At 65.2% G+C, this 24976-nt stretch carries 22 protein-coding genes and 1 pseudogene; 19 read left to right on the forward strand and 4 right to left on the reverse strand.

Going from position 1 to position 24976, the window contains the following annotated elements:
- The 11 genes from IRZ12_RS03775 to IRZ12_RS03825 form a co-directional block, all read left to right on the forward strand.
- Positions 1–198: phosphatidate cytidylyltransferase (locus tag IRZ12_RS03775; protein ID WP_296464300.1), on the forward strand; the 198-nt coding region annotated here is incomplete at its 5' end.
- Positions 195–1400: a 1-deoxy-D-xylulose-5-phosphate reductoisomerase gene (gene ispC, locus IRZ12_RS03780; RefSeq protein ID WP_296464303.1), complete on the forward strand. Its 1206-nt coding sequence runs from the start codon at positions 195–197 to the stop codon at positions 1398–1400. The genes IRZ12_RS03775 and ispC, both read left to right, overlap by 4 nt.
- Positions 1401–1578: 178 nt before the next feature.
- Complete coding sequence (rseP, locus tag IRZ12_RS03785; RefSeq protein WP_296464308.1) at positions 1579–2913, forward strand: RIP metalloprotease RseP; 1335 nt, start codon at positions 1579–1581, stop codon at positions 2911–2913.
- A gap of 120 nt (positions 2914–3033) precedes the next feature.
- The gene (bamA, locus tag IRZ12_RS03790) at positions 3034–5328 is read left to right on the forward strand and encodes an outer membrane protein assembly factor BamA (RefSeq protein WP_367181575.1); all 2295 of its coding nucleotides are present in this window, start codon (positions 3034–3036) and stop codon (positions 5326–5328) included.
- Between the two features lie 142 nt (positions 5329–5470).
- Complete coding sequence (locus IRZ12_RS03795) at positions 5471–6034, forward strand: OmpH family outer membrane protein (protein WP_296464312.1); 564 nt, start codon at positions 5471–5473, stop codon at positions 6032–6034.
- 40 nt (positions 6035–6074) lie between these two features.
- Positions 6075–7196, forward strand: coding sequence for a UDP-3-O-(3-hydroxymyristoyl)glucosamine N-acyltransferase (gene lpxD, locus IRZ12_RS03800; protein WP_296464317.1), 1122 nt, complete (start codon positions 6075–6077; stop codon positions 7194–7196).
- A 51-nt stretch (positions 7197–7247) separates the two neighbouring features.
- Positions 7248–7694, forward strand: a complete 447-nt coding sequence (gene fabZ, locus IRZ12_RS03805; RefSeq protein WP_296464320.1) for a 3-hydroxyacyl-ACP dehydratase FabZ — start codon at positions 7248–7250, stop codon at positions 7692–7694.
- A 12-nt stretch (positions 7695–7706) separates the two neighbouring features.
- Positions 7707–8495, forward strand: a complete 789-nt coding sequence (lpxA, locus tag IRZ12_RS03810; RefSeq protein WP_296464323.1) for an acyl-ACP--UDP-N-acetylglucosamine O-acyltransferase — start codon at positions 7707–7709, stop codon at positions 8493–8495.
- Between the two features lie 41 nt (positions 8496–8536).
- The gene (gene lpxB, locus IRZ12_RS03815) at positions 8537–9661 is read left to right on the forward strand and encodes a lipid-A-disaccharide synthase (protein WP_296464374.1); all 1125 of its coding nucleotides are present in this window, start codon (positions 8537–8539) and stop codon (positions 9659–9661) included.
- A gap of 94 nt (positions 9662–9755) precedes the next feature.
- Positions 9756–10478, forward strand: a complete 723-nt coding sequence (gene rnhB, locus IRZ12_RS03820) for a ribonuclease HII (protein WP_296464378.1) — start codon at positions 9756–9758, stop codon at positions 10476–10478.
- On the forward strand, positions 10475–11269 hold the full coding sequence (locus tag IRZ12_RS03825) for an RNA methyltransferase (RefSeq protein WP_296464326.1): 795 nt from the start codon (positions 10475–10477) through the stop codon (positions 11267–11269). Before rnhB ends, IRZ12_RS03825 begins: the two co-directional genes overlap by 4 nt.
- Before the next feature lie 41 nt (positions 11270–11310).
- Here the strand turns inward: IRZ12_RS03825 and IRZ12_RS03830 are convergent, their stop codons facing one another.
- Positions 11311–12159 (reverse strand): pyruvate, water dikinase regulatory protein, encoded by an 849-nt coding sequence (locus IRZ12_RS03830; protein WP_296464334.1) that lies wholly within the window; start codon positions 12157–12159, stop codon positions 11311–11313.
- A gap of 277 nt (positions 12160–12436) precedes the next feature.
- On the opposite strand from IRZ12_RS03830, the gene ppsA reads away from it, so the two are divergent.
- From ppsA to IRZ12_RS03845, 3 genes are all read left to right on the forward strand, one after another.
- Complete coding sequence (gene ppsA, locus IRZ12_RS03835) at positions 12437–14800, forward strand: phosphoenolpyruvate synthase (RefSeq protein WP_296464337.1); 2364 nt, start codon at positions 12437–12439, stop codon at positions 14798–14800.
- 166 nt (positions 14801–14966) lie between these two features.
- A complete protein-coding gene (locus IRZ12_RS03840; RefSeq protein WP_296464340.1) occupies positions 14967–15395 on the forward strand; it encodes an NfeD family protein in 429 nt (142 codons plus the stop codon).
- A gap of 48 nt (positions 15396–15443) precedes the next feature.
- Positions 15444–16382, forward strand: coding sequence for a stomatin-like protein (locus tag IRZ12_RS03845; RefSeq protein ID WP_296464343.1), 939 nt, complete (start codon positions 15444–15446; stop codon positions 16380–16382).
- 43 nt (positions 16383–16425) lie between these two features.
- Here IRZ12_RS03845 and smpB read toward each other — a convergent pair whose 3' ends face one another.
- Positions 16426–16881, reverse strand: coding sequence for an SsrA-binding protein SmpB (smpB, locus tag IRZ12_RS03850; protein ID WP_296464346.1), 456 nt, complete (start codon positions 16879–16881; stop codon positions 16426–16428).
- 106 nt (positions 16882–16987) lie between these two features.
- Here smpB and IRZ12_RS03855 point away from each other — a divergent pair, with 106 nt between their 5' ends.
- The 5 genes and pseudogenes from IRZ12_RS03855 to IRZ12_RS03875 all read left to right on the forward strand — a co-directional run.
- Complete coding sequence (locus tag IRZ12_RS03855; protein WP_296464349.1) at positions 16988–17419, forward strand: type II toxin-antitoxin system RatA family toxin; 432 nt, start codon at positions 16988–16990, stop codon at positions 17417–17419.
- Positions 17412–17771 carry an RnfH family protein gene (locus tag IRZ12_RS03860; RefSeq protein ID WP_296464354.1) on the forward strand — a complete coding sequence of 120 codons (360 nt, stop codon included), beginning with the start codon at positions 17412–17414 and terminating at the stop codon, positions 17769–17771. The genes IRZ12_RS03855 and IRZ12_RS03860 overlap by 8 nt, the downstream gene beginning before the upstream one ends.
- Positions 17772–17945: 174 nt before the next feature.
- Positions 17946–19406: an IMP dehydrogenase gene (guaB, locus tag IRZ12_RS03865; protein ID WP_296464357.1), complete on the forward strand. Its 1461-nt coding sequence runs from the start codon at positions 17946–17948 to the stop codon at positions 19404–19406.
- 94 nt (positions 19407–19500) lie between these two features.
- Positions 19501–21132 carry a glutamine-hydrolyzing GMP synthase gene (gene guaA / locus IRZ12_RS03870; protein WP_296464360.1) on the forward strand — a complete coding sequence of 544 codons (1632 nt, stop codon included), beginning with the start codon at positions 19501–19503 and terminating at the stop codon, positions 21130–21132.
- 66 nt (positions 21133–21198) lie between these two features.
- Positions 21199–21699: pseudogene (locus tag IRZ12_RS03875) on the forward strand (tyrosine-type recombinase/integrase); the annotation flags it as partial.
- Here the strand turns inward: IRZ12_RS03875 and IRZ12_RS03880 are convergent.
- Positions 21693–23039 (reverse strand): ATP-dependent helicase, encoded by a 1347-nt coding sequence (locus tag IRZ12_RS03880; protein WP_296464363.1) that lies wholly within the window; start codon positions 23037–23039, stop codon positions 21693–21695. The pseudogene IRZ12_RS03875 and the gene IRZ12_RS03880 overlap by 7 nt on opposite strands.
- Positions 23036–24874, reverse strand: coding sequence for an AAA family ATPase (locus IRZ12_RS03885; RefSeq protein ID WP_296464366.1), 1839 nt, complete (start codon positions 24872–24874; stop codon positions 23036–23038). The genes IRZ12_RS03880 and IRZ12_RS03885 overlap by 4 nt, the downstream gene beginning before the upstream one ends.
- Positions 24875–24976 lie beyond the last annotated feature (102 nt).

Below are 24976 nucleotides of genomic sequence, written 5' to 3' on the forward strand. Positions count from 1 at the left end.
CGCTGGGGGTGGGGGGGGACCTTCGCCCTGGCCGTGGTGCTGGCGGCGCTGTCCATCGCCGGGGATTTGTTCGAATCGCTGATCAAGCGCCGCGCCGGCGTCAAAGATTCCAGCGGCCTGCTGCCCGGCCACGGCGGGGTGCTTGATCGGATCGACGCCCTGATCCCGGTGCTGCCGCTCGCTGTATTGCTGTCATGACTCGTCGTACCGTCACCATACTCGGCGCCACGGGCTCCATCGGCGTGAGCACGCTGGACGTCATCGCCCGCCATCCGCAGCGCTACCGCGTCCATGCGCTCAGCGCCCATACCCGCATGGACCGGCTCGCCGAGCAGGCGGCGGCCTGCCGCGCCGCAGTGGTCGTGGTGTCCGACGATGCGGCGCGCGACCGTTTCGTGCAAGCCTGGCGGGGTGGGGCGCCCATGCCGGAAATCCGGGTCGGCGCCCAGGCCTTGGTCGAGACTGCTGCCGATCCGGCCAGCGACACGGTCATGGCCGCCATCGTGGGGGCCGCGGGACTGCCTTCGGCCTTGGCGGCCGCACGCGCGGGCAAGCGCGTGCTCCTGGCCAACAAGGAAGCGCTGGTGGTGGCCGGAAGGCTGTTCATGGACGCCGTGCGGGAGAGCGGGGCCGAGCTCCTGCCGATCGACAGCGAGCACAACGCCATTTTCCAATGCCTGCCACACGGCACGCGGGCCAATGGGGCGCAGCAATCCGCGCCGGGCGTGCGCAGGCTGTTGCTGACCGCCTCGGGCGGGCCCTTCAGGACCCGTCCGCTGGCAGAACTGGCCAGCGTGACGCCGGAGCAGGCCTGCGCCCACCCCAACTGGTCCATGGGCCGCAAGATCTCGGTCGATTCGGCCACCATGCTCAATAAGGGCTTGGAAGTCATCGAGGCGCATTGGTTGTTCTCCATGCCGCCTGATCGCATCGACGTGTTGATCCATCCCCAGAGCGTCGTTCATTCCATGGTGGAATACGACGACGGGTCGGTCTTGGCGCAGCTCGGCCAGCCGGACATGCGCACGCCCATCGCCTACGGGCTGGCTTTCCCCGAGCGCATCGCCGCCGGCGTCGGGCCGCTCGACCTCGCCCGGCTCGGCCGGCTGGACTTCGAGGCGCCCGATTTCGCGCGTTTTCCCTGCCTGCGGCTGGCGTTCGAGGCGCTGCGCGCGGGGCAGGGTGCCTGCGTGGCCTTGAATGCCGCCAACGAAGTAGCGGTGGAGGCCTTCCTCCAGGGGGCGGCGCCGTATACGGCCATCGCGGCTATCATCGATACGGTGTTGCAGGCGCAGGAGCAAACCGGCGGCCGGTTGGACAGCCTGGAAGGGCTGCTGGACCTGGACCGCGAAGCGCGGATGCGGGCCCGGGAAGCACTGCGACGTGCTGCGGGCGCGTAGGCGAGGGTTGCTCTAGGTGGGCTCGCCGCTCGCGCAAGTGGGTCGCGCGGCGTTTACCCCATAATCCTGTCATGTCCGCTTACCGGAATCACCCGTTCCGTCCGGCCACCCAGGCGCGGTTCGGTGTTAAATCGTCGGTTCGGTGCGCGAGGCGCGACGCCGAAGCAAGGAGGCTTGCATGTTGTTGACCTTGGCGGCTTTCGCCGTCGCATTGGGCATCCTGGTCGTCATCCACGAGCTTGGCCACTATCTGGTCGCGCGCGCATGCGGCGTGCGTATCCTGCGGTTTTCCGTCGGTTTCGGCAAGGTGCTGTGCAAGCGGACCGACCGCCATGGCACCGAGTGGGCGTTGTCCGCCATTCCGCTGGGCGGCTACGTGAAGATGCTGGACGAACGGGAAGGGACGGTCGCGCCCGAGGAGCGCAGCCGCTCCTTCAACGCACAGCCCGTGGGCAAGCGCATCGCCATCGTGGCGGCGGGCCCGGTGTTCAACCTTGCGCTCGCGGCGCTCTTGTATGCAGCGCTGAACATGATGGGGGTCAAGGAGCCCGCTCCCGTGCTCGGCGCGCCGCCGGCGGGCTCGCCAGCGGCCGTTGCCGGCGTGGAGGCGGGCGACCGGATCCTGGCCGTCGATGGCAGCGAGGTGAAGACCTGGAGCGACGCACGCTGGCTGCTGCTCAAGAGCCTGACGGACAAGCGGCGGGCCGCCATCGAGGTGCAGGCCGCGTCGGGCGAGCGCCGCCTGCGCACGGTCGATTTCTCGGGCGCCGAGCTGGGCCAGATGGAGGGGGACCTCCTGGGCAGGGAGGGATTCGCGCTGGCCGCCCCCCGGCCTGTCGTGCGCGGCGTGCTGCCCGATAGCGCCGCGGCCCAGGCGGGGCTGCAGGCCGGAGACCGCATCGTCGGCGCCGGCGGCAAGGCCGACCTGTCGGCGTCCGAGCTCATCGGGTTGATCCAGGAGCATCCTGGCCAGCCCCTCAGGCTGGCGATCATGCGCGGCGACACGCGCCTGTCCGTCGACGTGCTTCCCCGGGAAGAGCGGCAGCCGGACGGCAGGGTGATCGGGCGCATCGGGGCCCAGATCGGAGGCGACGTGCAGCTCATCACGGTGCGCCACGGGCCCTTGGCAAGCCTCTGGATGGGAGTGGAGCGCACGGCCGACGTATCGTGGTTCTCGCTGCGCATGCTCGGCAAGATGGTGGTGGGGAGCGTTTCCCTGAGCAACCTGAGCGGCCCGGTCACCATCGCCGACTATGCCGGGCAGACCGCCCGCATGGGCCTGGAGGCGTACATCGCCTTTCTCGCCCTGGTCAGCGTCAGCCTCGGCGTGCTCAATCTCCTGCCCATTCCGATGTTGGACGGTGGGCACCTGCTGTATTATCTCGTCGAGATCATCCGGGGCAGTCCGCCGCCGGAACGCTGGATGGAAGTGGGGCAGCGAGCCGGTTTCGGCATCCTGATGGTGCTGATGGCCGTTGCCTTATTCAACGACTTTACGCGACTGCTGACCTAAGATAAATGAGCGCCGTCTTTCCCACCGTCCTTGCGTCTCGAGCCGGTGCTGGCGGGGCCGGGACGCGCCGCACGCCGCTCTTTCGCATTTCACCCCATTAAAGAAACTCCGGGATTACGCATGACCAATCGCACCCGGCGCATGCCGCGTCTGCTGTCCATTTTGCTGGCCATGGCAGTCACCCCCCTGGCCCACGCCTTCGAGCCTTTCATCGTCCGCGACATCCGCGTGGAAGGCATCCAGCGAACCGAGGCCGGAACGGTGTTCGGATACCTGCCGGTCAAAGTGGGCGAGCGCTTCACTGAAGAGCAGGCCACCCAGGCGGTGCGCGCCCTGTACGGCACGGGTTTTTTCCGCGACGTGCGGATCGAAGTCGAGGACGACGTGGTGGTGGTCATCGTCGACGAACGGCCGGCCATCGCTTCCATTTCATTCAACGGCATGCGCGAGTTCGAATCGGCCAACGTGTTGAAGTCGCTCGCCGAAGTAGGCTTCGCGGAAGCCCGCATCTTCGACCGCGCCTTGCTTGAACGCGCCGAGCAGGAACTCAAGCGCCAGTACTTGGCGCGCGGCAAGTACTCCGTCGAAATCGTGTCGACCGTTACGCCGCTCGAGCGCAACCGCGTGGGCATTACCTTCGATATCTTCGAGGGCGAGGTGGCCAAGATCGCCGGCATCAAGATCATCGGTGCCAAGGCCATTCCCGAGAGCGAGCTGCTCGACCAGATGCAGCTGACGACACCGGGCTGGCTGACGTGGTACACCAAGGCCGACCAATATTCGCGGCAAAAGCTACAAGGCGACATCGAAACCCTGCGCTCGTACTACATGAACCGCGGCTACCTCGAGTTCAACGTCGATGCGCCGCAGGTCACCATTTCGCCCGACCGCAAGGACATCTTCATCACGCTCTCGATCACCGAAGGCGAGAAATACACGGTCGGCGACGTCAAGCTTGCCGGCGACTTGCTGGGGCTCGACGAAGAACTGAACAAGCTGATCGTGGTCAAGCCCGGCGAAACGTTCTCGGCCGAGAGGGTGAACGCGTCGAGCAAGGCCATCAACGATTACCTCGGCAAGCTCGGCTACGCCTTCAGCAACGTGAATGCCGCGCCGCAGGTCGACCGCGAGAAGAAAACCGCATCCATCACCTTCTTCGTCGACCCGAACCGCCGCGTTTATGTGCGCCGCGTCAACATCGGCGGCAATACGCGCACCCGCGATGTCGTCATCCGGCGGGAAATGCGCCAGCTCGAGGCCGCGTGGTACGACGCCGGCAAGATCCAGCTTTCGCGCGACCGGATCGACCGCCTCGGCTACTTCCAGGATATTGCGATCGAAACCTCGCCGGTGCCGGGCACGCCCGACCAAGTCGACGTCAACGTCAACGTGCAGGAAAAGCCCACCGGCATGATCAACCTGGGCGCTGGGTTCAGCAGTACCGACAAGATCGTGTTGTCCGCGGGCATCAACCAGGACAACATCTTCGGCAGTGGCACCACGGCGGGCCTGGAGCTCAATACGGGTAAAACCTACCGTACCATCGCGGTGACGCAAACCAATCCGTACTTCACGCAGGACGGCATCAGCCGGTCCACGAGCGTGTATTACCGGACCCTGCGGCCGCTCTCGATCAACACGGGCGACTACCGCATCAAGACCATGGGTGCGAGCCTGACCTTCGGGGTGCCGTTTACGGAAACCCAGCGCGTGTTCTTCGGCGCCGCGCTCGAAGCCAACGACATCGACATCTACGAAAGCAGTCCGCAGCGTTACATCGATTACGTCAACACCTTCGGCGCACGCAGCAACGCCGTCATCTTCTCGGTGGGCTGGAGCAACGACCTGCGCGACAGCGCCCTGGCGCCCACGCGCGGCACGTACCAGCGGGCGGCCGGCGAAACGTCGCTGTTCGGCGACCTGCGCTATTACAAGGCGAGCTACCAACACCAATACTACTGGCCCATCTCGCGCAGCCTGACGCTGGCGCTCAACGGCCAGGTGGATTACGGCAAGGGCTTCGGCGGGCGCCCGTATCCGCTGCTCAAGAACGTCTACGCCGGTGGCATCGGGTCGGTGCGGGGCTTCGACGGCGGCTCGCTCGGCCCGCGCGACAGCAAGAACGGCGACAGCCTGGGTGGCGCCAAGCGCGTGATCGCGAACGCGGAACTGCTGCTGCCGTTCCCCGGCACCCAGCAGGACCGCACCTTGCGCTGGTTCGTGTTCGCCGACGCGGGTAACGTCTATTCCGACGAAGAAAGCATCAACCTCGGCCAACTGCGCTATTCGGCGGGCATCGGCCTGAGCTGGCAGTCCCCGATCGGGCCGCTCAAGATCTCCTTCGGCAAGGCCCTCAACGCCAAGCCACAGGACAGGACGCAGATGTTCCAGTTCCAGATCGGGACGGGATTCTGATGCCTGGCGGGCGGCCGCGGCGCCGCCCGTGGTCGTTTTCTGCTACAACCAATTACTGCCCGGGGCGCCGTCGCTTGCCCGGGGCTGCGCCATTAGTGGCAAAATACAAGACTACCTTCCTAGCGAGAAATAAATGATCCGCATGTTTTCGACATCTGCTGCCAATCTGACCGCCTCCTCTGCAGTCAAGAGTGCCGGCCGGGTGCTGGCGGCGTTGGTGCTCTCAAGTGCCGCTGTCGGCGCGGCTCATGCCCAAGCATCCCAGGCTCCGATCAAGATCGGCTTCGTCAACACCGAGCGCATTTTCCGCGACGCAGCGCCGGCCAAGGCCGCCCAGGCGAAGATCGAGGCCGATTTCAAGAAGCGCGACGCCGAGCTGCAAGACATGGCGAATCGCCTGCGCACCCTGTCCGAGCAGCTCGACAAAGACAGCGCCGTCCTGTCGGAGTCCGACCGGATCCGCCGCCAGCGTGAATTGAGCGACCTCGACAAGGACTTCCAGCGCAAGCGCCGCGAGTTCCAGGAAGACTTGAACCAGCGCCGCAACGAAGAGCTCTCGCAGATCCTGGAGCGCGCCAACCGCGTGATCAAGCAGATCGCCGAGCAAGAGAATTACGACTTGATCTTCCAGGAAGCCGTTGTCGTGAGTCCGCGCGTAGACATCACCGACAAGGTCCTCAAGGCGTTGAACAACGGCGCGAAGTAATTGCGCCGCTGTTCTCCGATTTCGTCCGCGCGAGCTCCGCATGCCTATCCTGCTTGATACGACCAACGCTCCGGTACTGCAGAGGCTGCTCGACGAAACCGATACCAGCGGCTTGACGTGGACGATCGAGCCGGGCGGGGCGCAGGCGCTTCCCCCCGGGGAAATCCGGGTCGCGGGCATTGCCAATCTCGAGCGCGCGGGCCCGCAGGAAATCAGTTTCGTCGCCAATCCGCGGTATCAATCGCAGTTGACCGACGCGCGCGCGGCGGCAGTCTTGGTCACTCCGGAGGTCGCGCAAGCCTACCGCGAATCGCTGCGCGAAGCCGGGCGCCTCGACCATGCGCTCACGCTCGTCGTCTGCAATTCACCCTACCTGATGTTCGCGCGGATAGGGCAGTGGTTCGACAAGCAGATCCACCCCCAGCCGCCAGGCAGCATTCACCCTTCGGCGGTCGTTGATCCCGGCGCCGAGGTCGATCCGAGCGCGCACGTCGGCCCGCTGGCGGTCATCGAAAAAGGCGCGCAGGTCGGCCCGCGCGCGCGCATCGGCGCCGGTTGCTACGTGGGCGAAGGGTGCCGCATCGGCGCCGATTCCGTGCTGCATCCCCGCGTCACCCTGTATCGCGGCGTGGTCATGGGCGCCCGGTGCATCATCCTGTCGGGCGCTGTGATCGGCGAAGATGGCTTTGGCTTTGCGCCAGACCCATCGCGCGCCAAGGGCGCGTGGTGCAAGATTCCCCAATTCGGCGGCGTGCGCATCGGCGACGACGTCGAAATCGGCGCCAACACCACGATCGACCGCGGTGCCCTGGACGACACCGTGATCGGCAATGGCGTCAAGATCGATAACCAGATCATGATCGGCCATAACTGCCAGATCGGAGACCACACCGCCATGGCAGCATGTGTCGGCATCGCCGGGTCGACTACCATCGGGCAGCGCTGCTCCATCGGCGGTGCGGCTATGATCGGGGGGCATTTGAAGATCGGCGACGACGTATTCATCTCGGCCGCCACGCCAGTGCACAGCAACATCGACAAGCCCGGGCAGTACACCGGCTTCTTCCCGATGACCGAACACGCCCAATGGGAGCGGAATGCGGTCGCGGTGCGGCACTTGGCGACGATGGCCAAGCGGATCAAGGCGCTGGAAAAAAAATAAAGGCGAGCGGGCGTATCCGGCCCGCCTGCCCGTCAATGATTGGAAATCTCTATGGAAATGGACATCAAGGGGATACTCGATCATTTGCCGCATCGTTACCCGATGCTGCTCATCGATCGGGTCGTCGACGTTAAGCCCGGCGAATCGATTCGCGCGATCAAGAACGTATCGATCAACGAACCGTTCTTTACGGGCCATTTCCCGCACCACCCCGTGATGCCCGGCGTGCTGATCCTGGAAGCCATGGCCCAGGCGGCAGCGATCACGTCGTTTACCGCGGCAGGCAAGAAGCCTGACGACCACACCGTGTACTACTTCGTCGGCATCGACGGCGCCCGTTTCAAGCGGCCCGTGGTGCCGGGTGACCAGCTCAGCATCGAAGTCGAGGTCGAACGTACCGCGCGCGGCATCTGGAAGTACAACGGCAAGGCGACGGTCGAAGGGCAAATCGCGGCCGAAGCCAGCCTGATGTGCACCATGCGCGTGCTCGAGTCTTGACGGAAAGGTCCCGTGGCGAGGATACATCCCACCGCTATCGTCGATCCGGCCGCGCAGCTGGATGACACGGTTACCGTAGGCCCGTTCAGCATCATCGGGCCGCACGTCCGCATCGGCGCCGATACCGAAATCGGCCCGCATTGCGTCATCGACGGCCATACGACGATCGGCCGCCGCAATCGTTTCTTTGCGTCCTGCTCCATCGGCGCACCGCCGCAGGACAAAAAGTACGCCGGCGAGCCGACCCGCCTGGAAATCGGCGACGACAATACGATACGCGAGTGCTGCACCATCAACACCGGAACCGTGCAGGACGCCGGCGTCACGCGCCTGGGCAATGACAACTGGATCATGGCCTACGTGCACGTGGCGCACGACTGCCAGCTCGGGAGCCACATCATCCTGGCCAACGGCACGCAGCTGGCCGGGCACGTGCACATCGGCGACTACGTCATCCTGGGCGGCATGACGGGCGTGCACCAATTCGTGAAGATCGGCGCGCACGCCATGACGGGCGTCCATGCCACGCTGCTGCAAGACCTGCCGCCCTTCGTCACCTGCGCCGGTAGTCCCGCGCGCCCGGTCGGCATCAACGCTGAAGGGCTCAGGCGCCGCCAGTTCACGCCGGCCCAGATTTCGGGCCTGCGCGCCGCCTACAAGACCTTGTACCGGCAGGGCCTGACCTTGGACGAAGCGCGCGCCGCGCTCCAAGCGAAGCGGGCCGAATCGCCTGAACTCGAATCGTCGCTGTCGATGCTGCTGGACTTCCTCGATACCGCCACCCGCGGTATCGTGCGTTGACGGAGGCCGGCGTGCCGGTCGAAGATCGGCTGTCCATCGGCATGGTGGCGGGCGAGCCCTCGGGCGACCTGCTCGCCGCCACCGTCGTGCAGGCCCTGCGCGACCGCGCCCCCGGTTGCGTGCTGTCGGGCATAGGCGGCCCCCAGATGCTGGCCCACGGCTTCGACGCCTGGTATCCCATGCAGAAACTGGCCGTCAACGGCTACGCCGACGTCCTGGCGCACCTGCCCGAGCTGCTGGCCATCCGGCGCACCATCCGAGACCGCTGGCTGGCAGAGCGTCCGGCGGCCTTCGTCGGCGTCGATGCGCCCGATTTCAACTTCTCGCTGGAGCAGGCCTTGCGCGAGGGCGGCATTCCCACCGTGCATTTCATCGGGCCGTCGCTTTGGGCCTGGCGCGGGGAGCGCATCCACAAGATCCGCAAGGCGGTGTCGCACATGCTGGTCGTATTTCCGTTCGAGGAGCGGATTTATCGCGATGCGGGCGTGCCCGTGACCTACGTCGGCCATCCGCTGGCACGGGCCGTCGAGCGCGTGCCCGACCGCGCCGGGGCGCGGGCCCGCCTGGGCATTGAGCAAGATGCCAGGGTGCTGGCCGTGATGCCCGGCAGCCGCGCGGGCGAGGTGCGGCACCTGTCGTCGCGCTTTTTGCAAGCGGCCAGGCTGTTGCAGCTGCGGGATCCCGGCTTGCAGCTCTGGGCGCCTATGGCCAATGCCGAGCGCGAGCGCGAATTCCTCGCCCATGCGGTGGGCGTGGCCGGATTGCAGAACCTGCATACCGTCGTGGGCGGCACGCACGACGTCCTGGCTGCGTGCAACGCGGTGCTGGTGGCCAGCGGCACGGCCACGCTGGAAGCAGCGCTTTTCAAGCGGCCGATGGTGATTTCCTACGTGCTGCCACGCCTTTCCTGGTGGATCATGCGCCGGCAGGCCTACCTGCCCTGGGTCGGCCTGCCCAACATCCTGTGCCGGGACACCGTCGTGCCGGAGCTGCTCCAGGACGAGGCCACGCCCCGGGCGCTGGCCGACGCCGCCTGGAAGGCGCTCACCGACGAGGCCGCGATCCAGCGGCTGGAGGCGCGCTTCACGGCCTTGCACGACGAATTGGTGCGCGATACGCCGGCCCTGGCGAGCCAGGCCATCCTGGAGGTTGCGGGACGTGGGTGAGAAGGGTTGGGTGCAGACCGATTTTGGTTGGGCCGCGGTCGATTCGGCCGGCGCCGACCTGCTCCAGACGATAGACGCTGCCGCCCTGCGCGCGATGCGGATCGCGGGCGTGGACGAAGCAGGGCGGGGGCCGCTGGCTGGGCCGGTGTATGCCGCGGCGGTCGTGCTCGATCCGGATCGTCCCATCGAAGGGCTGAACGACTCCAAGGCGCTCTCAGAGCGCGCACGCGACGCGCTGGCGCCGCAGATACGCGAGCGGGCGCTGGCGTGGTGCGTGGCGAGCGTGAGCGTCGAAGAAATCGACCGGTTGAACATCCTCAACGCCACCATGCTGGCCATGCGCCGCGCCGTCGAGGGCCTGGGGCTCGCGCCCGACCTGGTACAGGTCGACGGCAACCGGGCGCCGGCGCTGACCTGCCGCGTGCAGACTGTGATCGGGGGCGACGCCCTCGTGCCCGCCATTTCCGCGGCCTCCATCCTGGCCAAGACGGCGCGCGACGCCGAGCTGCTCCGGCTGCACGAAATCTATCCCATGTACGGCTTTGACCGGCACAAAGGGTACGGGACCCCCGATCACTTGCGCTGCCTGGTCGAACACGGGCCGTGTCCGGAACACCGGCGCAGCTTCGAACCGGTGCGGCAGGCCCTGGCCGCGCGGGGCATGCCGGCCCCAGATGCCGCGGCGCGGGCCGAGCCCGCCGCCGCGCCGGGCCTGCTCTGGACCGACCTGGAGGCGCCCCCGGCCCGGGCGCGCACGCGCCGCCGCGCCGAAAGGCGGCGCGACGAACGCGAACCCGGTGCGGGGGAACGCTCATGAAACGCATCGCCTCGCGCGACAACGCCCTGTTCAAGTCGCTGCGCAAGCTGGCACAGAGCTCGCAGGCGCGGCGCCTGGCTGGCACGTCCTTGCTCGAGGGCGTGCACCTGTGCCAAGCCTACCTGGAATGGCAGGGGCTGCCCCGGCAGGCGGTATTCGATGCCCAGCGCCTGGAGGGCGAGCGCGCCAATCCCGAAATCCAGGCCTTGCGCGAGGCGATCCCCGCCGAACGGCAGGTTTGGCTCGAGGGCAACCTGATCGGGGACCTCGAGCACGTGCAGGCAGGGCAGGGCGTCGTCTTTGTCATCGATACCCCCGCGCCGCCGCTGCCCGGGCGGATCGGGGAAAGCTGCGTGCTGCTCGATCGGGTCCAAGATCCCGGCAATGTCGGCTCCATCCTGCGCACCTGCGCGGCCGCCGGTGTGCGGCACGTCTTCTTGTCCGACGAAACCGCCTTTGCCTGGTCGCCCAAGGTGTTGCGGTCCGGCCAGGGGGCGCATTTCGCCTTGACCATTTATGAGCGGGTCGACCTGGCCGGGTTGCTGCCACGCCTAGACGTGCCCTTGGTCGCCACGACGCTGGACGATGCGGTAGATCTCTACCAGGCCGCATTGCCGCGGCACTGCGCCTGGGTATTTGGCAACGAAGGGCAAGGCGTGAGCCCCGGGCTGCAGGCTGCCGCCGCCTTGCGGACGCGGATTCCCCAGGCGCCGGGCGCCGAATCGCTCAACGTCGGGGCGGCGGTGGCAGTGTGCCTGTTCGAGCACCGGCGGCGGCACCTGTACGCCTAGCGGTGCTTCAGTCTTCGGGAGCCGCCCCGCCTGCCGCCTGCTCAGTAGAACCGGCCCTCCAGGCCGATTTTCTGCAGCACCGTGGTGGAAATTTCCTCGATGGACTTGGTCGTGGTGGATAGCCAGCGGATGCCTTCGCGGCGCATCAGCTTTTCGGCCTCGGCCACCTCGTAGCGGCATTGCTCGAGCGACGCATAGCGGCTGTCGGGCCGGCGCTCGTTGCGCACCTCGGCCAGCCGCTCCGGCTGGATGGTCAGGCCGAACAGCTTGTTCCGGTACGGCAGGATCGACGAGGGCAGGGCATTGCGCTCGAAATCGTCCGGCACCAGCGGCACATTGGCCGCCTTGACCCCGTACTGCATCGCCAGGTAGAGGCTGGTAGGGGTCTTCCCGCAGCGGGAAACGCCGATCAGGATGACGTCGGCCTGCTCCAGCCCCTTGATGTACTGTCCGTCGTCGTGGGCCAGGCTGAAGTTGATGGCCTCGATGCGGTTCTGGTACTGCTTGGTATTGGCCACGTTGTGCGAGCGGCCGATGGAGTGGCTGGACTTGATGTTCAGCTCTTGTTCGATGGGTTCCACGAAGGTGGAGAAAAGGTCCAGGAACAGGCCGTTGGCCTGCCGCACGCGGGTGTTGATCTCGGAATTGACCAGGGTGCTGAAGACGATGGGGCGCTGCCCGTCGGCAGCAAAGGCAGCGTCGATGCGGGCGGCCACGGCGGCGGCTTTATCGACCGAATCGATAAAAGGCAGCCTGACATGACGGAAACGCACGTTTTCGAATTGGGCCAGGACCGAATGGGCGAACGTCTCGGCGGTAATGCCGGTACCGTCCGAGACCACGAATACGGTCCTGAGGTACGAATTCGGCGTAGCGTCGTTTTGGGGCATGGAGTCCTCGCAAACAGGGTGATCCGGAGGGGTGGAAACAGGTAACAAAGACCGGTCGTGCAGAAACATGGCCGGCCAGCGTACAATCTGGGATTACGCCCCGGTTACGCATGGCAATCGCCCTGGGCTCGAAGCCCGGGCAGCGGCGAAGGCGGGTTTGGCCAGCACATCCTGGATCCCATCGGAAGGTGCACGGCGGCTTAGGCATCCGGATGCCCAAGCAGGTTCGCGTGTGCTCGCCAAACATGCTTTCTTGCCATTGTAATAGGGGACTTCCATGTCTTATGTCGTACCGTTCGAGCAACTCCGGATGACGGACGTTGACTCGGTAGGAGGCAAAAACGCTTCACTTGGAGAGATGATCAGCCAGCTTACCGGCGCCGGGGTTCGGGTGCCGGGGGGCTTTGCCACCACGGCCCAGGCTTTCCGCGACTTCCTGAAGGACGCAGGCCTGGACAAGCGCATCAACGAACGTCTGGCTTCGCTGAATCCGGAAGACGTGCGCGCGCTCGCCGAAACGGGGGCAGAAATCCGCCAATGGATCATCGAAGCGCCGTTCTCGCCCCAGTTCGAGAAAGAAATCCGTGAAGCATTCGCCAAGCTGGACGCCGACGGCAAAGGCTCCTTCGCCGTGCGCTCGTCCGCAACCGCCGAAGACCTGCCCGACGCCTCGTTCGCCGGCCAGCAGGAAACCTTCCTGAACGTCGTCGGCATCGACGACGTCCTGGACAAGATCCGCCACGTCTTCGCCTCGCTCTACAACGACCGCGCCATCTCGTATCGCGTCCACAAGGGTTTCGCCCATGCCGACGTCGCGTTGTCGGCGGGCGTGCAGCGCATGGTGCGCTCGGATACCGGCTCGGCCGGCGTCATGTTCACCATCGACACCGAATCGGGCTTCCCCGACGTGGTCTTCATCACGTCGTCCTACGGCCTGGGCGAGACCGTGGTGCAGGGCGCGGTCAACCCCGACGAGTTCTACGTCTTCAAGCCGTCGCTCGCCGCCGGGCACTATCCCATCGTCAGCCGCCGCATCGGCTCCAAGCTGATCAAGATGGAGTTCGACCCGGAACGCACGGGCGGCCGCTCCGTCCGCACGGTGGACGTCCCCCCCGAGCTGCGCAACCGCTTTTCGCTGTCCGATGAAGACGTCATCGAGCTGGCGCGCTATGCCGTCATCATCGAGAAGCACTATGGCCGCCCCATGGACATCGAATGGGGCCGCGACGGCATCGACGGCAAGATCTACATCCTCCAGGCACGTCCCGAGACGGTCAAGTCGCAACAGGCCGGCAATGACGTGCAGCAGCGCTATCGCCTCAAGGCCACCGGCAACGTCCTCGTGACGGGCCGCGCCATCGGCCAGAAGATCGGCTCGGGCCCCGTGCGCCTGGTGGCCGACGTCGCGGAAATGGACAAGGTGCAGCCGGGCGACGTGCTCGTCACCGACATGACCGACCCCAACTGGGAGCCCGTCATGAAGCGGGCCTCGGCCATCGTCACCAACCGCGGCGGCCGCACCTGCCACGCGGCCATCATCGCGCGTGAGCTGGGCATCCCGGCAGTCGTGGGCAGCGGCAACGCCACCGAAGTGCTGAAGGAAGGCGCCATGGTCACGGTGTCTTGCGCCGAAGGCGACGAAGGCCGCATCTACGACGGCCAGCTCGAGACCGAAGTCGAGGAAGTCCGCCGTGGCGAAATGCCCGAGATCCCGGTCAAGATCATGATGAACGTGGGCAACCCCCAGCTCGCCTACGACTTCGCCCAGATCCCGAACGGCGGCGTGGGCCTGGCCCGCCTCGAGTTCATCATCAACAACAACATCGGCATCCACCCCAAGGCCATCCTCGACTATCCCAACGTCGACGGCGAGCTGAAGAAAGCGGTGGAATCCGTGGCCCGCGGCTACGCCAGCCCGCGCGCCTTCTTCGTCGACAAACTGGCCGAAGGCGTGGCCACCATCGCGGCGGCGTTCTATCCCAAGCCCGTGATCGTGCGCATGTCAGACTTCAAGTCGAACGAATACCGCAAGCTCATCGGCGGCTCGCGCTACGAGCCCGAGGAAGAAAACCCCATGCTGGGCTTCCGCGGCGCCTCCCGCTACATCGCCGAAGAGTTCGCCGAGTGCTTCCGCATGGAGTGCGAAGCCCTGCGCCGCGTGCGCGAAGAAATGGGCCTGACCAACGTCGAGATCATGGTTCCCTTCGTGCGCACGCTCAAGCAAGCCGAGCGCGTGGTCAACCTGCTGGCCGAGAACAAGCTCAAGCGCGGCGAAAACGGCCTGCGCCTGATCATGATGTGCGAAGTGCCGTCCAACGCCGTGCTGGCCGAGCAATTCCTCGAATACTTCGACGGCTTCTCCATCGGATCGAACGACCTGACCCAGCTCACCCTGGGCCTGGACCGCGACTCGGGCCTGGAGCTGCTGGCCAGCGACTTCGACGAGCGCGACCCGGCCGTGCAGGCGCTGTTGCAACGCGCCATCCAGGCTTGCCTGAAGGCCGGCAAGTACGTAGGCATCTGCGGCCAGGGCCCGTCCGATCACCCCGACTTCGCCGTCTGGCTGAAAGACCAAGGCATCAAGTCGATCTCGCTGAATCCGGACACGGTCGTCGACACCTGGCGCAAGCTGGCGGAGTAAGCCGAGGCGCGTGACTCACGTTTGGATCGCCGCGGGCCTGGTCGCCTGCGGCGCTTGGGAAAAAAGCGGCGTTCCCCGGGGCGCCGCTTTTTTGTTGCCCAGGCATAATAGTGGCGGATGCATCACCCTGCGGGCCGAGCGCCCGCGTATCGAGAAGGAGGCAACGATGAACCCCGCCTGGGTATGGTTCGGATTAATGGCCCTGGCCCTCATCGGCGAAGTGATGACCGGCACGTTCTACCTGCTGATGGTCGCGGTGGGCTTCGCGATCGCCGGCATCGCGGCGTGGCTGGGCGTCGAGCTGGCCTGGCAGCTCGTGCTGTGCGCGGTTTCCGTCATTGCCGCCATGCTGCTGCTCAAGCGGCTCAACGTCCTCAAGAAGCGCGGCGCGCCTCCGTCCACCAACGCCAACCTCAATATCGACATCGGCCAGACCGTCCGCGTCGATGCCTGGAACGAGGACCGCACGGCCCGGGTCTGGTATCGTGGGGCGCACTGGCAGGCCGAGCTCGCGGCGGGCGCCGAACCCGCGGCGGGGCTCCACGTCATCACCGAGATGCGGGGCAACCGCCTCGTCCTGTCGCCGGCCCGCTAAGGCCCCGGCGGCCCGCTTTTCCCGTCCCGGCATCACCAAGGAAACACCATGACCGAATCTACCATCGTCCTGCTGGTCATCCTGGCCCTGGCCATCCTCATCGTCGTCAAATCGATCGCCATCGTTCCCCAGCAGCATGCCTGGGTGGTGGAGCGGCTGGGCAAGTTCGACCGGGTGCTGTCGCCGGGGGCAGGCTTCGTGATCCCGTTCATCGAACGCGTGGCGTACAAGCATTCGCTGAAGGAAATCCCGCTCGACGTCCCGAGCCAGATCTGCATCACACGCGACAACACGCAATTGCAGGTCGACGGCATCCTGTATTTCCAGGTCACCGACCCCATGCTCGCCTCGTACGGCTCGTCCAACTACATCGTGGCGATCACGCAGCTGGCGCAGACCACCTTGCGTTCGGTCATCGGCAAGCTGGAGCTGGACAAGACCTTCGAAGAGCGCGAACAGATCAATAGCAGCGTCGTCAGCGCGCTGGACGAAGCGGCGTTGAACTGGGGCGTGAAGGTGCTGCGCTACGAGATCAAGGACTTGACCCCGCCGGCCGAAATCCTGCGCGCCATGCAGGCCCAGATCACGGCCGAGCGCGAAAAGCGCGCGCTGATCGCGGCCTCGGAAGGGCGGCGCCAGGAGCAAATCAACATCGCCACCGGCGAGCGCGAGGCCGCCATCGCGCGCTCGGAAGGCGAAAAGCAGGCACAGATCAACAAGGCCCAGGGCGAGGCCACGGCCGTGGTCACGGTGGCCGAAGCCACGGCCAAGGCCATCCTGCAGGTGGCCGAAGCCATCAGGCAACCCGGCGGGATGGAGGCGGTCAACCTCAAGGTGGCCGAGCGCTACGTGGATGCGTTCGGCAACCTGGCACGCACCAACAACACCCTGATCGTGCCCGCCAACGTCAGCGACATCAGCGGGCTGATCGCCTCGGCGATGACCGTGGTCAAGGGCACGCAGGGCACGCCCAAGGCACCGAACTGACCGGGCGGCTGCGAGGGGCTGGCGCAACGCAAGCCGCCGCGGCTTACCGCCGCCGCGTGTCGTGCTTGAGGATCTGCGCCCGCTCGCGCTGCCAGTCGCGCTCGCGCTCGCTGTCGCGCTTGTCGTATTGCTTCTTGCCGCGCGCCAGGCCGAATTCGAGCTTGATGCGGGAATTCTTGTAATGCAGGTTCAGCGGCACCAGCGCGAAACCGCGTTGTTCCACCTTGCCGATCAGCTTGCGGATTTCCTCGGCCCGGAGCAGCAGCTTGCGGGTGCGCGTGGGGTCGGCCTTGACGTGGGTGGAGGCTGTCTCCAGCGGGCTGACGTGCATGCCGATGATGTACAGCTCGGCATCGCGTACGATGACGTAGCTTTCCTTGAGCTGCACGCGCCCGGCACGGATCGCCTTCACTTCCCAGCCTTCGAGTACCAGGCCGGCCTCGAAGCGCTCGTCGATGAAGTAATCGTGAAACGCCTTGCGGTTTTCAATAATGCTCATTACGTCAATGTACTCCGTCGGCCGGGCATGGTGCGTGCTGCGGGCAGGTTTCCCGGTGCCGTAAAATCAGCCATTCTAGCAATTTGCCCTGGCGGTTCATCTACGCATGCATAAAGTGCAACGTTCGGTGCTGGTCCCGTACAGCGCGGCCCAGATGTTCGATCTCGTGGCCAAGGTCGAGGACTACCCCAAATTCATGCCCTGGTGCGGCGGGGCGGAGGTGCACGAGCGTGACGAGCACGGCATGCGGGCTTCCGTCGTGATCCAGTTCGCCGGCCTGCGCCAGCGCTTCACCACGCGCAACACGCACGACTATCCCCGCCGCATCCAGCTCGACTTGGTGGATGGGCCTTTCTCCATGCTCGAAGGGGTCTGGGAATTCCACGCCTTGGCCGACGACGCCTGCAAAGTCGTCTTCACCATGCAGTACCAGTTCTCCAGCCGCGCCCTCGAGGCGCTGGTCGGCCCCGTGTTCAACCGCATCGCCACCAGCTTCATCGATGCCTTCACCCAGCGCGCCGAAGCCTGTTATGGCTAGCCGTCCGGAGCAGGGCGGCGGGCCGGGCGCCCCGGCCGAAGCCATCCCGGTGTCGGTGTGCTACGCCGACGTGGGGCGCATCTGGCAGCGCGAGCTCAGCCTGCCTGCCGGCTCCACCGTGGCCGACGCCATCGAGGCGAGCGGGTTCCGGCGCGAATTTCCCGAGGTCGATCCCGCCCGCAGCGGCACGGGCGTGTACGGCCGCCGGCGGCCGCTGGAGCACGTCCTGCACCCGCACGACAGGGTGGAGATCTACCGCCCGCTGGTCTTCGACCCGAAGGAGTCGCGCCGCCGGCGTGCGGCGCACAAGGCCGCGGCAGGGCAGCGGGCCCAGGTCGCGCGCGGCGGCTAAGCAAGGCGCGGCGGCCCGGCTGCTGGCCGGAAATCGAGGCGCGGCGCGGCGGGCGAGGGCGCCTGTGGGTTTTCCCGCATATAAGCCCTCTTGACAGCAGGGGGAGAACGGCGAAAGGGGCCGCTCTCCAGTACAATACTAGGTTTAATTTGTATTGCGGCAGGGGGTTGCACGATGCGTCTCGTACAAACAGCGCTTACTTTCGATGACGTGTTGTTGGTGCCCGCATATTCCGCGGTGTTGCCCCGCGATACCAGTCTTCGAACCCGTCTGACCCGTGAAATCTCGCTGAACATTCCGCTGGTGTCCGCCGCCATGGATACCGTCACGGAATCGCGCCTAGCCATCGCCATGGCCAAGGAAGGCGGGATCGGGATCATCCACAAGAACCTCACTGCGGACGAACAGGCGCGCGAAGTCGCCAAGGTCAAGCGCTACGAGGCCGGCGTCGTGCTCGACCCGATCACCATCGCCCCGCACATGAAAGTGCGCGAAGTCATCGAGCTCCAGCGCCAGCACGGCATCTCCGGCCTGCCGGTGGTGGAAGGGCGCCAGGTGGTGGGCATCGTCACCAACCGCGACCTGCGCTTTGAAGACCGCTACGACGAACCCATCCGCACCGTCATGACGCCGCGCGAGCGGCTCATCACCGTGCGCGAGGGCGCTTCGCTGGAAGAGGCCCAGGCGCTGATGCACAAGCACCGCCTGGAGCGCGTGCTGGTCGTCAACGACAACTTCGAGCTGCGCGGCCTGATCACCGTCAAGGACATCATCAAGAACACCGAAAGCCCCAACGCCAGCAAGGACGAGCACGGCAAGCTGCGCGTCGGCGCCGCCGTCGGCGTGGGCGAGGGCACGGACGAGCGCGTGGAAAAACTCGTGACCGCCGGCGTGGACGTGATCGTGGTGGATACGGCCCACGGTCACACCGCGGGCGTGCTGGACCGGGTGCGCTGGATCAAGAAGCACTATCCGCAACTGCAGGTCATCGGCGGCAACATCGCGACGGGCGAGGCCGCCCGCGCGCTGGTCGAGGCCGGCGCCGACGGCGTCAAGGTCGGCATCGGCCCGGGCTCCATCTGCACCACCCGCATCGTGGCCGGCGTGGGCGTGCCGCAGATCACGGCCATCTCCAACGTGGCCCAGGCCCTGGAAGGCACGGGCGTTCCCCTCATCGCAGACGGCGGCGTGCGCTACTCGGGCGACGTGGCCAAGGCCATCGCGGCCGGCGCGTACAGCGTCATGATGGGCGGCATGTTCGCCGGCACGGACGAAGCGCCGGGCGAGATCGTCCTGTACCAAGGCCGCTCCTACAAGGCCTACCGCGGCATGGGCAGCCTGGGCGCGATGGCCGACGGCTCGGCCGACCGCTACTTCCAAGACCCGACCAACAACTCCGACAAGTTCGTGCCCGAAGGCATCGAAGGGCGCGTGCCGTACAAGGGCAGCGTGGTCAGCATCATTTACCAGCTGGTGGGCGGCGTGCGCGCCTCCATGGGCTATTGCGGCTGCGCCACCATCGACGAAATGCGCACCAAGAGCCAGTTCGTCCAGATCACCTCGGCCGGCATCCGCGAATCCCACGTGCACGACGTCCAGATCACCAAGGAAGCGCCGAACTACCGGATGGACTAATCCAGTCCTTCCCCTTTCCACTCCGCGTTCGCGGCCTCCCCGGCGGCGCTCCACGCCCGCCGCGGGTCGGCCCGGCGACTCGCTCGGGTAGCCTATGTCTCACGATCGCATACTCATCCTCGACTTCGGATCCCAAGTCACCCAACTGATCGCCCGCCGCGTGCGCGAAACGCAGGTCTACTGCGAAATCCACCCGTACGACGTTTCCGACGACTTCATCCGGGAACAGCAGGCCAAGGGCCTGAAAGGCATCATCCTCTCCGGCAGCCACGCCTCCGCCTACGACGAAGCCTCCATGCGCGCCCCGCAGGCCGTGTTCGAATCCGGCCTGCCCGTGCTCGGCATCTGCTACGGCATGCAAACCATGGCCATGCAGCTGGGCGGCCAGGTCAGCTTCAGCGACCACCGCGAATTCGGCTACGCCGAAGTGCGCGCCCATGGCCACACCCCGCTGCTCAACGGCATCCAAGACTTCACCACGCCCGAAGGCCACGGCATGCTCAAGGTCTGGATGAGCCATGGCGACAAAGTCACCCAGCTGCCGCCGGGCTTCAAGCTCATGGCGTCCACCGCCTCGTGCCCCATCGCCGGCATGGCCGACGTCGAGCGCGGCTACTACGGCGTGCAGTTCCACCCGGAAGTTACCCACACCGTGCAGGGGCAAGCCATCCTCTCGCGCTTCGTGCACGAGATCTGCGGCTGCGGCACCGACTGGAACATGCCCGACTACGTCAGCGAAGCGGTCGAGGCCATCCGCCAGCAGGTCGGCAGCGACGAAGTCATCCTGGGCTTGTCGGGCGGCGTCGACTCCTCGGTGGCCGCGGCCCTGATCCACAAGGCCATCGGCGACCAGCTCACCTGCGTCTTCGTCGACCACGGCCTGCTGCGGCTGAACGAAGCCGAACAGGTCATGCAGACCTTCGCCGAAAACATGGGCCTGAAGATCATCCACGTCGACGCCACGGCCGACTTCATGGGCAAGCTCGCGGGCGTGATCGACCCCGAAGCCAAGCGCAAGATCATCGGCAAGGAATTCGTCGAAGTCTTCCAACGCGAAGCCGCCAAGCTCAAGGGCGCCAAATGGCTAGCCCAGGGCACCATCTACCCCGACGTGATCGAATCGGCCGGCGCCAAGACCGGCAAGGCCGTGACCATCAAGTCGCACCACAACGTCGGCGGCCTGCCCGACACCCTGCACCTCAAGCTGCTCGAGCCCTTGCGCGAACTCTTCAAGGACGAAGTGCGCAAGCTCGGCATCGCGCTCGGCCTGCCGCACAGCATGGTCTACCGCCACCCGTTCCCCGGGCCGGGCCTGGGCGTGCGCATCCTGGGCGAAGTGAAGAAAGAATACGCCGACCTGCTGCGCCGGGCCGACGCCATCTTCATCGACGAACTGCGCGCCACCCAAGCCACCGAACAAGACGCTGCCGCCGGCCTCTGCGCGCCGGAAGACGTGGGCAAGAACTGGTACGACCTCACCAGCCAGGCCTTCGCGGTCTTCCTGCCCGTCAAGTCCGTGGGCGTAATGGGCGACGGCCGCACCTACGACTACGTCGTCGCGCTGCGCGCCGTGCAGACCACCGACTTCATGACCGCCCACTGGGCCCACCTGCCGTACGCGCTGCTCGGGCGCGTCTCGAACCGGATCATCAACGAGGTCCGGGGCTTGAATAGGGTGGTGTATGACGTGTCGGGGAAACCGCCGGCTACGATTGAGTGGGAGTGATTCCACGTCCGGCAGCCGCCGGCAGGATCAGGCACCAGACACACCTAAGCTTTCATGGCATAGTCGATGGCACGAAACCGGCCCTGTGCCATGCTTTACAAGGTGGCGGACAGTGACGACCTGTATGTGGCCGACACCCCCTCAGGGACCATTTCGTTCCGCTACAACTACGCCCTCAACGGGCGCCAGGAGACCATCACCTTCGGCCGGTACGGGCCGGGCGGGATCACGCTGGCCGAGGCCCGGGAACGCCCGGCCGAAGCCAAGAAGATGATCGCGGCGGGGAGGTCTTCTGCCCGGGAGAAAGCCAGGGAGAAGGCCCGGGTGCGCGACGCCGAGACGTTTGGAGCCTGGGCGAAAAAGTGGCTTCGCAGCTACCAGATGGCCGACTCCACCCGCGACATGCGGCGCTCGGTCTATGAGCGGGACCTGAAGGCCAAGTTCGGCAACCTCAAGCTGACCGAGATCACCCACGAAGACCTGCGGGCCCTGACCGACGCCATCGTCGAGCGGGGCGCGCCGGCCACCGCCGTCCATGCGCGCGAGATCGTGTACCAGGTCTACCGGGGAGCCAAGTTGGTCGTATCGATACCCTCAACTTCAATCTCGTCGGGGTTCAACAACACCCCACTGGGAACGAAGGGTGGCTGCCGGGTCCGCTCTTCACCCTGAACAATCACGAAAGCCTCTTGCCTTGCTCGCGTAATGGCGTTGTAGGCAAGTCGACGCTTGCTCTCGTCGTTGCCACCCACCTCGTACGGCCAAAGCAAGATAATGCGATCGAACTCACGGTTCTTCGCTTGGTGAACGTTCAGTGCCACTAGGTTGCGCTCCTTCCGGTTCGAGAACACGCGCCCCTGTCGCACGACGCTTCTTACGACCTCACGGACTTCGGCTGCATTGAAGTCGGTACGCCCGAAAAGGCGACGCTGGCGCGTGAACCATGCACGCACACTCGCCGATGGGCCCTCGCTCGCGAACTTCAGGTCCTCGACACGAACGCGCGCATCGTTCGTATCCGGCAGTGCAATCTCACGGCAGATCTCGATGACCCGGTCGTCGTCTTCAGCCTCCCATTGGAGCCTGAACGGGCCGACTTTCCTTTTCTTGCCGAGTGGTGGCTTGCTGCGGACGCGCTCGATTATCAGCCTCACGAACGGGGAGTTCGCCGCACGAACGGGCGTGATCACGGCCACCGTCCCACCAAGGCGACGCCACTTCTCAATTTTTGAGGCTACTTCCCATGCACCAAGTCCCCATGCTGGAACACCCTTCAAGGCGAAGCCTCTTGCCTCCACGACGGCTTCCCCGTTTCGAAGCGCTGAGGCGGCCGCAAGGAGACCGGCATTGTTCGTGCGGTGTATCGTCGCGAGCACCGTGACAGCCCCTTGTTGTCGAGCCCACTCCACGCTTGGGCAGGAAGTCTCGCCGCCGAGATCTTGGAATGGGTCGCCTGCAACAATGCACTCGCACCGCACGGCCAGCCCACGCAGAAGCAGAAGCTGGGGCCCCTTGCTGTCCTGCAGTTCGTCAATGACAACGATCGGGAACGACGCGGCAACCCACTTCTGCACGATGGGTTCCTGAAGGAGACGTCCAGCAAGATCACATCGCGCGTCGAAGGCCTCGGGCAGCTCCCCCGGAACAAGCATTCGCGCCAGCGAGCGCCAACGGGTGACGATGCGCCAGGCAAAGCTGTCGACGGTAACAGACTCGAACCGGCCCCGCAGTTCCTCGACGCTATCGAGCCTCTCACGAATCCGACGACGACCACCATGCATCTTCGTGAGCGCGAGGACGCGTTGATACTCACGGAGAGGCGTGTCCGCAAGGCGATCACGCAGGCGTTGTATTAGCATCGTAGTCTTGCCCGTGCCCGCGCCGCCCTCGATGAACTGAATACTCACGGTTCGATCCGCAAAACAGTGGTGTTCGTTGTCGACCTCTCCTCATCCTTGACGAGCCCCGCGCAGCCTTCGTGAGTCCCGAGTGTGGCATGCGTGATCGCGTCGAGAATGAGACGAGCGCGCTCGCGGCATTTCGCGTTGTCACGGATAACGCTCGCGATCTCCTCATACGCGAGATAGTCCGTTTTGGCGCGTCCCGGCCCGTCCTTGGTCTTGAACATAGCAAGGACGTCGGCGATCGAGGTAGTGCTCCAGTTGAGTCGCTCGTTGATCGACGGAAGCACGGCGGTTTCGTCGGCGCTCAAAATCCACATGACGGCATCCTCGATTTCCCACCCATCACGCCAAGTAAGAACGATCTTGGGTGGGTTACTCGCATTCAGCAGGCCGGTTAGCTTCTTCTTCCCCTCGCTGTCGCCATCGACCAGCGGCACGATGCCGCGATGAAGTCGGCGGAGCTCTTCGTAGGTAGCCTGCACCGCCGAGGAGTGCGTAGGTACGACGCCAACTACAGCGCCGAAGGGTGTGGTGTCGTCCGGTGTCTCGGCAAACGCATGCTCTCCCGTCTCAACCGCGTCAGAGAGTAGACGAAGCCACTCGTGATCACCGCGCCCTTCTGGCACGAGCACGCGGTGATGCATAAGTGCATCGACGATCCGTGAACGGTCATCCAGGTAAAGTTTGCGTTGCACGGACGTTGCCGTTGGAGCGAGCGACGCCTCCAACATAGGAGTCGCACTCAGTTGCCCCCCAGCACGGTCGATAACTAATGTCGATATTGCGGGGTAGAAGGCTGCTACGCGTGGCGCGTGGCTTGTGCAAATCGTCTGGTCAGAAATTGCTACAGCTTGAGCTACTAGCTTCCGTTGCAAGCCTGGAGGCACGTGTAGCTCGGGCTCCTCTAGTGCAAGGATGAACGGCAGCCCTTGCTTGCGGCGTTCCCGCCCGAGTTCGAGCAGAAGCACGAAGGTTTGTAGGGAGAGGATGCCAGTGCCGTGACGACTCGCGGGTAGCACCGTACCGCCGGACACGCCGTAGTGAGGAACAATACCTCGCAGCAGTGCCTCGGAATCGGTAGCTGTGAGTCGGAGTTTCAGCTGCGGCGCTTCGGCGAGGAGTTGTCTGAACTGCTCATTTATCCGTTCGATGAAAGGGGCCAAGCGTGCGTCCTCTTCGAGCGGGTTTGCTGGCGATCGAAGCCGATCACGCTCGGCAAGTAGTGTCTGGGTGGGGATGCCGCCGAGGGTCGTGACAGCACGCCGGAACAACTCCGATGCGAACGAGACTGTAGCGTCCCACGTGCGACGCACAGGCAACAAGAAGAATCCAATTTCGTTTAGAAGTCGGGCCGGGAACTGGTTGATGGCATTTTCGTCGAACGGATCAACCGTGTCGTCGTCATCGTGAAAGTAACGAAGCAGCTCAACCTTCAGATCATCGTGATCGAAGCGCGCGGCGAGTCCGATCTGCACGCAAAGGGTCGTCGCATCAGCTGAAGGTTGCGGCTCGACCGTCTTGGTTTTCTCATTCCACCACTTTGGTACGCCTCGCCCATCTCGGAACCAGTGGGGATGGTCGTCCGGTTCCTCTGTAGAGAACCCGCCGACAGTGGCGACCAGGCGGAAGCGCGTGGCCTCGACGGGGGTGCTTCCAAAGAAGTCATGCTCGGTCAGCTCGCGTACCAACTGCGTACGGCCGAACACGAGGGAGAGAGCGTCGAGGATCGTGCTCTTGCCAGAGCCGTTCTGCCCCACGAGGACAGAGTGTTGGTTGAATACGATCCGAGCTTTGCGAATGCCACGAAAGTTCTCGATATCAAGTGCGAGGATTCTCATCGGTCGGCTCCGAGACCTGTCCCCGAATTAGGTACGGCATTGGTTTAGAGGTTAACGCCAATATGAAATCTTACTCAGGTGTTATCGCTACAGGAAAGCATC

This window comes from Pigmentiphaga sp. (assembly GCF_019689535.1).
In the GTDB taxonomy this organism is placed as follows: domain Bacteria; phylum Pseudomonadota; class Gammaproteobacteria; order Burkholderiales; family Burkholderiaceae_B; genus Pigmentiphaga.

Bases quoted from the DNA above. Each gene is read 5' to 3' on its own strand.
- IRZ12_RS03795 (WP_296464312.1), top strand. From the start codon at position 5,471: ATGTTTTCGACATCTGCTGCCAATCTGACCGCCTCCTCTGCAGTCAAG.
- guaB (WP_296464357.1), top strand. From the start codon at position 17,946: ATGCGTCTCGTACAAACAGCGCTTACTTTCGATGACGTGTTGTTGGTG.
- ppsA (WP_296464337.1), top strand. From the start codon at position 12,437: ATGTCTTATGTCGTACCGTTCGAGCAACTCCGGATGACGGACGTTGAC.
- fabZ (WP_296464320.1), top strand. From the start codon at position 7,248: ATGGAAATGGACATCAAGGGGATACTCGATCATTTGCCGCATCGTTAC.
- IRZ12_RS03855 (WP_296464349.1), top strand. From the start codon at position 16,988: ATGCATAAAGTGCAACGTTCGGTGCTGGTCCCGTACAGCGCGGCCCAG.
- IRZ12_RS03825 (WP_296464326.1), top strand. From the start codon at position 10,475: ATGAAACGCATCGCCTCGCGCGACAACGCCCTGTTCAAGTCGCTGCGC.
- lpxB (WP_296464374.1), top strand. From the start codon at position 8,537: ATGGTGGCGGGCGAGCCCTCGGGCGACCTGCTCGCCGCCACCGTCGTG.
- IRZ12_RS03885 (WP_296464366.1), bottom strand. From the start codon at position 24,874: ATGAGAATCCTCGCACTTGATATCGAGAACTTTCGTGGCATTCGCAAA.
- rnhB (WP_296464378.1), top strand. From the start codon at position 9,756: ATGCGGATCGCGGGCGTGGACGAAGCAGGGCGGGGGCCGCTGGCTGGG.
- IRZ12_RS03830 (WP_296464334.1), bottom strand. From the start codon at position 12,159: ATGCCCCAAAACGACGCTACGCCGAATTCGTACCTCAGGACCGTATTC.
- rseP (WP_296464308.1), top strand. From the start codon at position 1,579: ATGTTGTTGACCTTGGCGGCTTTCGCCGTCGCATTGGGCATCCTGGTC.
- lpxD (WP_296464317.1), top strand. From the start codon at position 6,075: ATGCCTATCCTGCTTGATACGACCAACGCTCCGGTACTGCAGAGGCTG.
- guaA (WP_296464360.1), top strand. From the start codon at position 19,501: ATGTCTCACGATCGCATACTCATCCTCGACTTCGGATCCCAAGTCACC.
- IRZ12_RS03845 (WP_296464343.1), top strand. From the start codon at position 15,444: ATGACCGAATCTACCATCGTCCTGCTGGTCATCCTGGCCCTGGCCATC.
- ispC (WP_296464303.1), top strand. From the start codon at position 195: ATGACTCGTCGTACCGTCACCATACTCGGCGCCACGGGCTCCATCGGC.
- IRZ12_RS03840 (WP_296464340.1), top strand. From the start codon at position 14,967: ATGAACCCCGCCTGGGTATGGTTCGGATTAATGGCCCTGGCCCTCATC.
- IRZ12_RS03860 (WP_296464354.1), top strand. From the start codon at position 17,412: ATGGCTAGCCGTCCGGAGCAGGGCGGCGGGCCGGGCGCCCCGGCCGAA.
- smpB (WP_296464346.1), bottom strand. From the start codon at position 16,881: ATGAGCATTATTGAAAACCGCAAGGCGTTTCACGATTACTTCATCGAC.
- bamA (WP_367181575.1), top strand. From the start codon at position 3,034: ATGACCAATCGCACCCGGCGCATGCCGCGTCTGCTGTCCATTTTGCTG.